Genomic DNA, 12,448 nt, shown 5'->3' on the forward strand with positions numbered 1-12,448 from the left:
CGGCTTGCATGCTATCGTATAACAACCATCCGCAGACGGGCAGACGTTGCAATTTTTTTTAAACCACATAAAATCTCTTCCTCTGTCAAGCTAAGTAGGATTGAACCGATCTGCATATAATCCAGTCCGATCACATCATGTTCAGAGATGTGCATGCATCGCTTTTTTAACGAATCCACGTCTGTATAATACTTACTTAACCTTCTCATCCGTGCATAGTCCAGATTGGATAGAATTAACGTTCCTTCCTGAATCCCTTCACACTTTTCCTCCACCCGATTATATAAAGAAGCGGGATCTGCTGAATAACCACAAGCGTTCGCAAACGCAAATTCCTTACGATAGTAGTGGTCCCATTCTGCGCCCTTGTGAAGCAGCCCTGATTCTATGCAATCGGTATGGAAATCGGAGGTTTCGCCCAACAAGGCTTCAATACCGATCATGCAAGCCATTTGATCCCTTAACTGCATCCCCTCTTCGGCACGAAACCCAAACCTTACAAGTGGCAACGACATTCCAGATTCAATCTCCAGATATTGCTTGTCGGAATCCTTGCCCAGTGGGTGGGGTGTAACCGTTGGTATGTAAGATGCGTGCCGTGATTCCATTGCAGGAAATCGTTCCAGCATATCAGCAATAACCTCCGCTTCAACTGGACCAGCCACTGCCACTGACATGTTCCCCGTGGCATACCGAGTGTTGTAGGCATGATTCAGCTCATCCGGTGATATTTGGTACAGACTGTCCGGTGTGCCTGCAACATCCATCGTGATCGGATGATTACTGCCATACATCATCTGAGTTAACTGTTGCAAGGCTTTCCAGGAGGGCTGGTCTGCATATATGGATAGTTCCTGATGAATGGCAGCCCGTTCCTGTTCAATATGACCCGATGTGAAATAGGGCACAGCCAGCATCCGAGTGAACAAATCTATACTTTGCTTCAAATCGCCTGTGCAGGCCATTTGATATGTCGTTACATCGTATCGTGTCAATGCAGATGTCGAAGCTCCCTGAGCATGAAATAGTGACTTGATGGGCTGCTTATCCGGATTGTAGAACATCATATGTTCCAGAAAATGTGCCCTCCCGGGTAGTGCTACATCATGAATTGAGCCATAAGGCACGGACCACGATATAAAAGTATGATGGAAATCGGCCTCGGGAAAAATGTGAACCGACAGACCATTGGACAAGCGCCTGCGTACAGGAGCGATATTCACAATGCTATTCATGATTCACCTCCTGCACGGATACCGAATATTCACTCTCTGGATACATAATCCAGGTTACGGCCTTTTTCATTCCAGAGGCTACCTCCGCCACATGTTCCGAAGTAACACCCGATATGGCTTCCAGGAATTGCGGAGTGGTCATCTGTACATGGTTGAGCAATCGATCCATATGAAGGGTTACGACTTGCTCAGGCAGGTCGTAACCCACTTGCACATAATGCATCACATTCTGAATAGCTCTATTCAGCTCCGCTTCCGTGATGTCTCCGCTACATATCCTTAGCCACTCCGCATCAATTGCTTCAAGAACGTCTGTCACATATCCACTGCTTGTTCCCGTCGTCACATGAAGCGTTCCCCGATAATCATCCAGCGTGCTGTAGATCTGGTATACCCATTGTTTTCGTTCACGAAGCTCATATTGAAGCCTGGAAGCAGGCGTTGCGCCATACAGGGAATGAAAGAGAAACAACGCAGGGTAGTCTGACGATGTATACGTCACCCCGGTAGTGAAGGCCACATTGATCTTGCATTGCTGAACATCCATCAGTTCAAGCATCATCTCGCCTTCCTCCCGGTGTTCAGCAGGCCGATCATTCCCCATTACAGGTGGAATCACTCCCTCCTCAGCCTTGACAACCGAAGGCAAAAAAATATTCATGACCTGTGCTATCATCACATCAGGCTGAAAATCACCGATCACATGAATATGAAGCGGGCAGCGAAGCACCTCCCTGTACCATTGTTGCAGTTCACCATCACGCACACTACGATGTAACTGCTCCAGTTCATCATTTCTGGCTCGTCCTGCATATCCCATCCACTCCAGACAGCGTCCTCGCACCACCTTATCCCATTCCGAAACATCATAGCCAGCATGATGTTCTGCCCAGGTAATTTCCTCCTGGATCTGTGCTTCATTGAAATCAAATCCGCCCTTATCACCCAATCCGAACAACATTTCAGCGAGCAGCTTCAGTGCGTCGTGCGTCCGCGCCTCCGCCCGGGGCAGCACATCTGCGGGGAGATGCAACCGGATAGAGGCAAGCTGAGTCTCCCCCTTATGCTCCAATTCGCATCTGATCTCATCTGCATACATGGACCATAGATGCTGCTGTAGCTGTCCATTACCTGCCGTACCTGAACTCACCTTGAACAAGAGTTGCACAATGACTGCAAACACCACGGGAGGGATTCTACCCTGTTCGTTAACGATGCCGAGATGCAGATAGCGGTTTACATATTTGCGCGTTGGCATCGCATGGACCGATAGATGATTGCACTGCTCTGTAATGAAAGACTGCATCCTTGCCTCCCCCTCTTCTGATAAAGACAGTTAACTCAAATTGTAGACCATGCCATTCGCAGTATTCAGTCCCAGCTGACCGAATCCCTCCAGCGGCTTGGAGAACCAATCGACCCGGCTCTCAGCTTCAGGTGACTGCTCAACAGGCTCATCCTCTTTCCAGTGAATCACCTGCTGATGATGACGATCCCAGAATCTCCATAGTGCAGGCTGCTTCAGCAACTGATTGCGAAATGGCTCATATACACGACCTGCTGACTCCTGAATATCCTCTTCTAATGTAAAAGGCGGCAGGAAGACAATTTTCGAACGGAAATCTTCAGTCAACGTCATGAAATAGAGACATACGGGCTTACGGGTCTTGGCCAAAATACGAAAAATACCGCTCCTCGTCCGAATGCGTGAACTAAGAAATGGTAGCTCTACTGCACGATTATCCGTATTGAATCCCGTCTGTCCATCTATGAAAAGGTTGAATGAACCCCCCTTCCGCAAATGAGAATATAACCGTATGCCAATCATCTCATCCTCGGCATTAAGCAGATCAGCCCCTGAGAACTGCCTAAGGGTGTTCCAGGACGAAAGCTTCTGTTCCTGCTCTAAGGCTCCTTTTTCGGACACCAGATAGAAGGGTAACCCCGCCTTCATGTGCCCTGCTCGAATCTGCTGTCCAATGGTGATCATGTTATGTCTGAGGAATCCATAATGCCAGCTCAACAAAGCCCCACCTTCCTGCAACGTGGTTTGCAGATGTTCCAGTCCCTCAACTTCATCCCAGTCCATAAAGGAGTACGGATTTTTCTTGTGTTCGTCAATGGTCCGCAAAAAGGCCAGATAATCCATCCAGATTGACTCTGGTGACGATTCCAGCTGAAGAGGTGCAAGCTCTTTGACAATATTCATTAATGCATAGAAGAATCCCAATTGAATGCCACCCGTCTTATCCCTATATAACTCCTCCCTGACTTGCTCCCGATATCGCGTATATAATGTATGAAAATCATTCATTCTCACACCTCCTTCAAGTCTAATTTCATAGACGCACCTGCGCCGGACAGTATTCCCTCCCTGGCTGCATCCGTACAGGCCGACAATTCAAAGCGCCGACGATTCCTGTCGATACCATCCATCATGTAGACCCACATCCGAAGCGCCAGCTCATATTGTCCAGGAATATGCTGATCCGATGGCACACCCTGCCCTTCTACCATATCCATTCCCTGATAACAGATTGGAACTTCCAACGCTGCGATAACACAGTCTCGAATGTTCTGCCACGTTGGCCCTGCAGCAATTGGAAAATCGACATAGGGGAAACTTCCAGGATCCAGGGAATCCAGATCAAAGGTCAAATAAGCCGAGTCGGCATCATACCTCAGCCTCACCTCGTTCAGAACCTGGCTGACCCTCTCAGGTGTCATATGTTCTGCCGATATCTGGATCAAGCCCGGATGACTGTACATTTGATCTGCTGAGCGAAGACCACGCAGTCCGATCTGAACAACAGCAGCAACCGTCCCTTCCTCCAGCAGATGTCTCACAAAATTGGAGTGACTAGGATGCTCCTGATGGATAGCATCGATGCCACAATCATGGTGAGCATCGAATTGGACCAGGACCCTTCGACGATCAGGAGACTTTGGCATCATTTGGAGCACGGCATGCGTAATGGAATGATCTCCGCCAATGCAGCATAGTAGCGCCTGTTGATCCAACGCATGATTCAATGCGGCCCCAAGCCCTCTTTTATAGGGAATGTCTCTATCTGTATCCGCATTCGCTTCATCCATAAGGCAAGTACCCCAATCCTGCATGGCTACCGTCTCCAGCAATCGTCTCCCACTTCCGATATCATACAGGCTGGAATTCCCGGATTCTTTCAACGACGGATATAAGACCTTTTTCCACGATTCTGCACGTAACGCATGGGCGAGTCCGGCAACGGAAGAATCGAACATGCTTGTCCCACCGGAATAGGGAATACCCAAGATACCGAGTTGGGGGGCCTGATGACCGATGAGAGGCTCATACAAAAAAAAAGGCGCTTGCACGGGTTCAACCCCCGGCAAATCCGGGGGACGTTGTGGCTCCAGCTCTTTCGCAGGTTCCAGCTCATAAAACTGGCTGAACGTTTCATCGGCAGCAATCCACGCATCTGCAATTCGACGTATCAGATAAGCAGGTTCTGATGTTTTCATACCATTTCCTCCTGTATGTAGATAAGGTCAAGCCTGTGTGGAATATCCCTGGTTGGACAACGTCCCTTCTTCCTCTGTAGTGATGCCCTCACCCTCAAGTACAGACGGTTCCTTGTATTCCTTCCTCAACATTCGCATGAAAGGCAGAAAGAACGACATGCCGACAACATTCATTCCCGCGATGACTCCATAGAAATAGATGACCTGATTAAAGGCCCGAGTCAATGCCCAGCCAAGTGCGATAATAATTAGAAAGTACACCGCATTCAGGAGTATGGCCTGATATCCGCGCCCGCTCTGTTCCATGGTCAGCAGGGTGGTCATCATAGGTCCCATGCCAATATAAGAAAGTGCAACAATGGACAGATACCGCGCTGCTTCAGCTCGGGTTGCCGCGTCTTCGATCAGGAATGATATCAGCGGATCTCGCCAGATCCAGACGGCAACGGCAATCATTGCGTACAGAGCAAAGGACTGCAACAGACCCTGACGATAGCTTGCATAAGCTCTTGGCCGATGAGGTGCCTGCAAATTATGATTGATGATAATACCAATGGCTGAACCAATCACAATGCCCGGCAGAATCGCCATGGTCTGAATTCGATAACCGACGCCAAACCCGGCAACCGCTCCTTCGCCAAAATGACTGACAATTTTATTGAAAAAAAATGTACTCAGAAAAATCATGCAGTACGAGATAAATACAGGAATACCGACATGCCTGAGGGCAGTAAAATGCTTCTTCGCAAAAGCAAAACGTTCAAAGATCATTTCCTGACGAATGAACAGAATCAGCAGGGAGATGGCCAAGGATAAGATTGACGTGATCAGGTTGGCGTAGATAATGCCTTTCAAGTCCAGCCCGAAGACCGACACAAACGTATATACGAGCGCAATGTTCAGCGTGGCCATGCCTACGGAGTTCCATGAAGCAGCCTGTGCCCGACCCAGTCCTCGTAGCGCCGCGCTACTTACTGCCGCCAGGACGGCAGGTAAGCTCACTGCCATCATGCCCCCTACGTACAATGTAAACATGGGTCCAATCTCGTCAGGCACCCGATAAAACCAGGAAAGCACGGGGTCAGCAGCATGACCATTCCCCCGGTCACAATGGCAAGCAGCATGGCACTACCCATCATGTGAGTGAACAGCTGGGTAAATGCACGAGAACCTCCGGCACGACTACGTGCCACGGCTACCTGGACAGACAACTGCATCGCTTCAATGATAGCGATCATGACGAATGAGACAGGAATATACAACGAGAGCACATATAGTACACTTTGACTCGTATGACCCATGAAAAATACATTGGCCAGTTGCGTAATTACGTTAACCAGAGAAGCGAGCAGCATCGGAATGGCCGTACGGAATAACAAACGATGGATCGATCCGACCGTATAATCGATGCCCTTCATGGTCTCACCTCCACATTTCATGAAGTCTTGATTTCTTGATTCATTGTAAGCCTGCTGAGCATCGGCATATGCATCACATGCACGCAACAAGCGGATAACATCCGATCATCATCCCATGAGATCAACATGACACGATCATCTGGTTTAATTCCCCCCTGCTCTAGCTTATCGGCCAGCTGTATCCATACATCTCCGCTCTGATAATCCGTGCGCGGTACGCAGACGGACTTGGAGGGGTGAATATTCCAAACAGAACTGCCACTGATACGCCATCCCAGTCTCGACTGAAGAATGACGTGCTCGGCTGCATGGTCATCCATCAGATCACGAATTATATCGAGTACCTCGGAAGCAAAAGTCGCGGGTTCATCAGACCTGATTATCCTTTTGCCCGCATAGTGTATCTGCAAGGCACCTTGACCAAGGCCCGCCTCAAGCGCAACCGCCATGTCGGCCAGATCTCCATGAGATTCGGATTGCTGACTGTATCCGACGGGTCCATCATCATGGAGAATACGTTGCTCTACCAACACAATCACAGCCCGCTCGTTGGGAAACAGACTCCACAGGGCAACCTGAATGGCCTCGGTACCTGCAAGCGCACCCATATGGGTTATACCCAGTGGGTGCTCGACTTGCCACGTTGCCGTTTCAAGCATTCGGGCAAGCGGAGCATTCAGTGCATGACGTTCGGGGCATGTCTGAGCAAGGATCAGCCAGTCCCAGTGCGGCTTCGTACTCATCCGTTCCAGCACCCTAAGTGCAAGATCCCCAGCTGTCACGCGTCTCCCATCTGCCAGAAGTGAACGGGTCAACGTTCCCACACGACCATAGTAGTGATCCTCCATGTATATGTGCGGCAAAACCTTAAAATAATCATCCGGGGTTGGCCAATCCAGCGTGTACATATCATCCTCCGCAGTAAGCCAGCAGATATGATCCACATAGATGGGCGCGCCACGATCATCATGAAGTAAATCAGACATTCTGCATCTTCCCGTTGGCATATGCCTGAAAAACGTTAATCTTCTGAATGGATGTTGTGCCTTCCATGAACTCAAAGGCCCTCGCATCACGATACCATTTGTTCAGAAGAGGGTGCTCCAGCAAGGAACCGGGTCCCATCATCTCCAGTGCCCATTCCGTCGCTTCCTCGGCAACGGCTGCAGCTCGTATTTTACTAAGGGAAGCCAAATAGCCCTTATTCGCATCATAGTCAATCTCTGATGCAGCATTGCGGATCATGTTACGTAGCGCATGCAGACGCATCTCCAGCCGCTCCAGTTCTGTCTTTTCACGTTCTGTGAAGATCGTCCTGTGTTCCACAACATAATCATATGCAGCCTGAGCAACACCAAGCGCCAAAGCCGCAACGCTAGGACGCATTCGGTGAAATGTGCGCAACGCTCCCCACAATCCCCGCTTGGTTGGACTTAGATGACGACCGAGAATATCCTTCTCCTCCAATGAGAAGGCCTCGAATTGCAGATGGCTGAGTTGCAGACCGCGAAGACCCATCGTGTCCAGCGGGGTTGCTGTAAAACCCGGCAGGGTAGGATCAACTATAGCGACCTGAATGCCCAGAGGTGTGCGATTCGTTTGGGCGAATACCAGTCCGATACTCGCTCGGTGTCCGTTTCCAATGTAGAATTTGTGTCCGGTTAGCTCCATGCTGCCATCTGGATGACGCGTGATACGTGTGCTGATCTCCGTTGCATCCGAGCCCTTTTCCGGCTCCGACAGGGCAAAAACAGCCCAGGCCGCACCTTTCAGAAAATGGCTATAAAAGCGCTCCTTCTGTTCCTCATCACCCAAATCAATCATGACGATGCTGGACATGGAAGGACCAGGCCCTCCCAGAAAGACGCCCGCATCTCCTGCGGACAACTGTTCGATCGTAATGACTCTTTCCAGAGAAGAGAGGCCATAATATCGATCCTGACCAATGGTTACGATCGGCTGACCGCCATACTCCGGGGGAATCATCATATGATTGATAGCCTGCAGGGAAGACGTGTGCAAAAACTCGGTAATCCGGTCTGGCTCACGGTCGATGATCAGGCCGATCTGACGAAGCTCCGCAGCATACTGTTTCATCTCATGCTCAAAAATGGCAATCGTTGATGGTGTAATCATCAATAGTCCTCCTTACGTGGCAACAGCACGTTTTTCACCAGTTGACCGGCATATGTATAAGCAGATACGCCTTGTCTCAAGAAACCAAAACCGCCGCCAAGACGTTGGATCAGCCTGAAGGCCTCGTCCAATTCGTGATGTATCCACGCATGAACCCGTTCAGTGGGAATACCTGAATTCGCGGATAGAAAACGGTCTTCAGGCAACGTTTCTGCCATATAGAGCGTTGTCAGGATATCGGCGACCATGCCTTTCACGAGCTGATGCTGAAATGTCAATTGCCCACCCGATATTCGACCCGACAAATGCCTGCGAACCTGCGCTAAGCCAGCCTTGCACAGCTCTGCACGGAATTCAAGCAGGCGTATTCTCAGCTCATTCGAAGTCACTTTGTTGCCTGATGTCTCCGCCTTCTCGCCCTCATTCGGTTGCACCTGATATAACCACAGTCCGGAAGGCTCCAGCATCCGATCTTGCACCAGAATGGCATTCAGCTGGACCCAATGATAGAGACCAGCTGATTCTTCATGCCATACCAAAGGGTCTTGTTCCAAAAGATGAGCTGTTGCCAAGACATATGAGCCTGCTGCCAAAAGCACTGGACGATTGCCGACCAGCAAGGTTGCCGCCTCCAATATCTCCGAAATCGGATCTACCGGATGGCCTGCTGCCCTTGATCCGACGGGCTTCGCATCTGCGCCATGGAATTCAATAACGTGCATTGCCACTCCTCCTGTTCATTCTTCTTCGCATCCCCCATGCTCTACCAGTGCAAAGCCAAAAAAACTGCCGAGCCCGATACTGACCATGATGGAACGCCCCTTCCTGCACACCCAATCCTTCTCCAATCCCGAACTCAAGTTAATGAACGGATCGGTGGAGAAGGTATGTCCGATTCGCTGAATGTTATCCAGGTATATCCGTTCGAGTCCAATTCCTGTACGTCGCGAGAACTCCTTCCAAGTGGTCCAGTTCACATTGTGGGGAAAGATATGATTCACATCCTCGAAACTTAATTCTTGCGTTGACAACAGCTCTTTCATCCCTTGAATGATATGCTCCACATACAATCGGTTAAAAGCCGTTATCTCATCCGCGGTTGCGTGATAACCGGTGTGAAATCGAGTGTCCCGCAGCACATGCGTTGCCTGAACGACGTGCTGACGACTTTCTCTGCTCAATAGAACAGCTACGGCGGAATCACCCAGAATGGCCGATTTGCGCAGATAGCGCCACTCGGGAGGCAAGAAGTTGAATTGATCCGCACATATAAGCAGTACATTTCGGATACGAGGCTGTGTCCGTGAGATCCGTTCAAGCCATTGAAGTGCAGCGATCGACGATGCACAGTTCATCTGGGATATACCATAGAACGGGATATGTTCCAGCTCGAAGCGACAGAGGATACGCTGCACAAGCCTGTAATCGCTCGGTGTCTGCACCTGGAAGGAATGAACATAGAGAACAAGGTCAATCTCGGAAAGGGAATGTCTGGTCTTGAGCCGATCCACAGCCTGCGCGATCGTATCGTCAAGCATCTGGCCCGGTTCCGTTACGGGCACACCTTCCAGATGGTGACACTTGCGCAGAAACTGAAGCTCGCCTTTCCCCAGCTCCAAGGCAGCAAGTACCTCTTCCGGCTGCTGAATCTGTTCAGGCAGATAAACACCAATATCCACAATACCGAACCCCATTGTTCTCCCTCCTTCTGTGACTAAGGTCCGATGATGCTTGATTCACAGGTCTGGATCAGCAGGGCATGAACAAATGAATCCGCCTGCTCCAGATGCATAAGACATATGTACTCGCCATTGTCCTTTTCCTCCAGCAATTCCTGTAATGCGAAGAATGGCGCTGCACTCCAGCGCGATGGATCGTAACAGCTCTTCGATCGACATTCGGTGTACCATGCAGCTTGATTGCACAACTTCTCCAGATCAGGGTGCATGAGCAGGCTAATCTGGCTCCCGTGAATAGATGCCCCACTGCCTAATCGATCCAGCACCATACCGGCAGTATCCACTATGGAATTCTCGGCATGTCGCATCTCTACACCAAGCATGGAAGGTCCTCTGCCTGTTATCCGATCAAGGTATATTACCGCGGCTGTATCCGGCCCAGCTGTTGAATCAAGTTCCTCAGTTTCATAGGGGAGAGCCGTCTGGTCCATGACCAGTAACATGCCCTTCGTGCACCCTTCTCTGCCCAGATAGTGCTGAAGCATGTGGAGGGCCGCAAAAGGAGCACCAAAACCAAGGTCGTTCACAGCAAAACTGATAAAGCCCGCCTGATAACGATCCATCAAGTAGTTCACAATCGATATATCCGGGCGGCTATTCGGAAAATTGTAAGCCAGCAGGAGCACATCCACATCCTGCATCACCTGATCAAGTCCTGTTTCCTCCAGCAGTTCAACACTCATCTCGTGATAGGCATTGTTATTGCGATCCCTCAAAAGCCCAGCGTCGTACTTGATTGGAGTACCCGCGAGCATATCCTTATGGAAGCGGAGCAGATCGGGATGATCGAGTGGAGGTTTCTTCTCCGAGAACAGCCTGACCCGCATTTCCCGAATGGCAACAGGCGAAGCCATCAGACTGGAATGAGCTGCTTCTCAATATAAGCAGCCAGGGAGCCTACCGTATCGAATACATCGGGCTCCAGATCATCCGGGTCAATCTCCAGACCGTCAATCCGATCTTCCAGCGTCATCAACAGTTCCAGAACCGATGTCGAATCCAGGTATAATTCGTCAAATAAAGATGTACTCATTTGAATATCCTGTCTGGCTTCTGTATTCAACACTTCAGCCAGGGCACTCTTGATCTCTTCAAGCAAAGCTGCCGTCGTCATGATCATCATCTCTCCTCATCAATTGGTTATTGCTGTATGGGACACTTGAATCAAACGTTGCTTACCCAACAGATCTTGCGGAGTATCCCGTTCACGGATCAAGTAGGCCTCCCCACCGACAATCAGAACTTCAGCCGGACTTCCGTGACTCAAAAAATGTGTGGGAGAAGCCGTTGGACCATAGGCTCCCGAATGAAAAACACCAATCAGATCGCCCCGCGCAACAGGAGGCAGCAGAACGCGCTTGCCAACAACATCGTTGGGAGTGCATAAGGGGCCCGTTATATTGTATTCGGCTACGGGAGTCTCGCCATAACGTGTGAGGGAAGCAATCGGAAAGTTGCGCTTCACGTAGGAGCCCGTACCCACCGCCGCCATATGACAGTTCGTCCCTCCATCTGTTACGACGAAGTTTTCTCCGTACGATTGCTTGACGTACAGGGCTCGACTGACCAGCATACCGCAGGTTCCTACCAGATATCGCCCAAGTTCCATGATCAGCCGTGTATTCAAATGACCGCGCCGAAACGATTCGAACATTGGATTCAACTGTTCTGCCAGTGTGCTTATGGATAAGGAATGCTCGCCTTCATGGTACGGTACGCCCAATCCCCCGCCTACATCGACCATGCGCAGCGTGATATCCAGTTCGTTCTCGATTCGATCAGCGAGTTCCAGAATATGACGGGTGTTCTGGACGATCGGCTCTACTTCTAACATGCGGGTCCCCATGTACACGTGAAGTCCCATGATCTCGATATGGGAGAAACTCTCGAATTGCGCTTTCCCCTGAAGCACACTTTGCTCATCCATACCAAACTGACGTGGTTTGCCACCCATAGTCAGCTTCGAGCCTTTGACAGAAAAGGAAGGGTTCACTCTCAGCGCCACGGGTACAATTCGCCCCTCGCTTGCAGCGATTACCTCAATACGCTCTAACTCCTGAAACGATTCGCACACGATCGCATATATGCCAAGACGTATGCATGCAGTGATCTCGTCATCCCTTTTTCCGGGCCCGAGGAAAATAATGCTTGCTGGCTCTACTCCAGCCTGTACAGCCGTATGCAATTCTGCCAGGGAACATACCTCTGCTTGCGCTCCCATCTCCCGCAGCATGTGTACAATCGAAATATTCGGATTAGCCTTCAATGAATAGAACAGCTCCACCTCAGGCGTAAGCAATCCCCGGAGCTCCTGATACACCTGTTGCAACACATCCCCATCATATACGTACAATGGGGTCCCGAATTTCTCAGCGATGTCCGAGACAGGCAAATGCTGAATCTGATATTCCATAGA

The 12,448-nt window shown here is 50.1% G+C and carries 13 protein-coding genes; all 13 read right to left on the minus strand.

Features of this window, described 5'->3' with window-relative positions; all coding sequences use genetic code 11:
* Nucleotides 1–11: 11 nt before the first annotated feature.
* The 13 genes from C0Q44_RS02935 to lysA are packed head-to-tail and all read right to left on the minus strand — an operon-like array spanning nt 12 to nt 12,445.
* Entirely contained in the window at nt 12–1,235 is a 1,224-nt protein-coding gene (locus C0Q44_RS02935) for a M16 family metallopeptidase (RefSeq protein WP_105405985.1), read from the minus strand.
* On the minus strand, nt 1,228–2,541 hold the full coding sequence (locus tag C0Q44_RS02940) for a M16 family metallopeptidase (protein ID WP_105405986.1): 1,314 nt from the start codon (nt 2,539–2,541) through the stop codon (nt 1,228–1,230). Before C0Q44_RS02940 ends, C0Q44_RS02935 begins: the two co-directional genes overlap by 8 nt.
* Nucleotides 2,542–2,571: 30 nt before the next feature.
* The gene (locus C0Q44_RS02945) at nt 2,572–3,549 is read right to left on the minus strand and encodes an LpxL/LpxP family acyltransferase (protein ID WP_105405987.1); all 978 of its coding nucleotides are present in this window, start codon (nt 3,547–3,549) and stop codon (nt 2,572–2,574) included.
* A gap of 2 nt (nt 3,550–3,551) precedes the next feature.
* Entirely contained in the window at nt 3,552–4,739 is a 1,188-nt protein-coding gene (locus C0Q44_RS02950; RefSeq protein ID WP_105405988.1) for an arginase family protein, read from the minus strand.
* Nucleotides 4,740–4,766: 27 nt separating this feature from the next.
* On the minus strand, nt 4,767–5,816 hold the full coding sequence (locus tag C0Q44_RS02955) for an MATE family efflux transporter (protein ID WP_181150830.1): 1,050 nt from the start codon (nt 5,814–5,816) through the stop codon (nt 4,767–4,769).
* Nucleotides 5,756–6,157 carry a hypothetical protein gene (locus tag C0Q44_RS02960; RefSeq protein ID WP_105405990.1) on the minus strand — a complete coding sequence of 134 codons (402 nt, stop codon included), beginning with the start codon at nt 6,155–6,157 and terminating at the stop codon, nt 5,756–5,758. The genes C0Q44_RS02955 and C0Q44_RS02960 overlap by 61 nt, the downstream gene beginning before the upstream one ends.
* A 17-nt stretch (nt 6,158–6,174) precedes the next feature.
* Nucleotides 6,175–7,143, minus strand: coding sequence for a hypothetical protein (locus tag C0Q44_RS02965; RefSeq protein ID WP_105405991.1), 969 nt, complete (start codon nt 7,141–7,143; stop codon nt 6,175–6,177).
* Nucleotides 7,136–8,293 carry an acyl-CoA dehydrogenase family protein gene (locus C0Q44_RS02970; protein ID WP_105405992.1) on the minus strand — a complete coding sequence of 386 codons (1,158 nt, stop codon included), beginning with the start codon at nt 8,291–8,293 and terminating at the stop codon, nt 7,136–7,138. The genes C0Q44_RS02965 and C0Q44_RS02970 overlap by 8 nt, the downstream gene beginning before the upstream one ends.
* Nucleotides 8,293–9,015, minus strand: coding sequence for a hypothetical protein (locus C0Q44_RS02975; RefSeq protein WP_105405993.1), 723 nt, complete (start codon nt 9,013–9,015; stop codon nt 8,293–8,295). Before C0Q44_RS02975 ends, C0Q44_RS02970 begins: the two co-directional genes overlap by 1 nt.
* Before the next feature lie 15 nt (nt 9,016–9,030).
* A complete protein-coding gene (locus tag C0Q44_RS02980) occupies nt 9,031–9,987 on the minus strand; it encodes a 3-oxoacyl-[acyl-carrier-protein] synthase III C-terminal domain-containing protein (protein WP_105405994.1) in 957 nt (318 codons plus the stop codon).
* A 20-nt stretch (nt 9,988–10,007) separates the two neighbouring features.
* Entirely contained in the window at nt 10,008–10,886 is an 879-nt protein-coding gene (locus tag C0Q44_RS02985) for a hypothetical protein (protein ID WP_105405995.1), read from the minus strand.
* Nucleotides 10,886–11,146 carry an acyl carrier protein gene (locus C0Q44_RS02990; RefSeq protein WP_105405996.1) on the minus strand — a complete coding sequence of 87 codons (261 nt, stop codon included), beginning with the start codon at nt 11,144–11,146 and terminating at the stop codon, nt 10,886–10,888. Before C0Q44_RS02990 ends, C0Q44_RS02985 begins: the two co-directional genes overlap by 1 nt.
* A gap of 18 nt (nt 11,147–11,164) precedes the next feature.
* Complete coding sequence (gene lysA, locus C0Q44_RS02995) at nt 11,165–12,445, minus strand: diaminopimelate decarboxylase (RefSeq protein WP_258166148.1); 1,281 nt, start codon at nt 12,443–12,445, stop codon at nt 11,165–11,167.
* Between the last annotated feature and the right edge of the window lie 3 nt (nt 12,446–12,448).

It is taken from the genome of Paenibacillus sp. PCH8 (assembly GCF_002968835.1).
In the GTDB taxonomy this organism is placed as follows: Bacteria; Bacillota; Bacilli; order Paenibacillales; family Paenibacillaceae; genus Paenibacillus.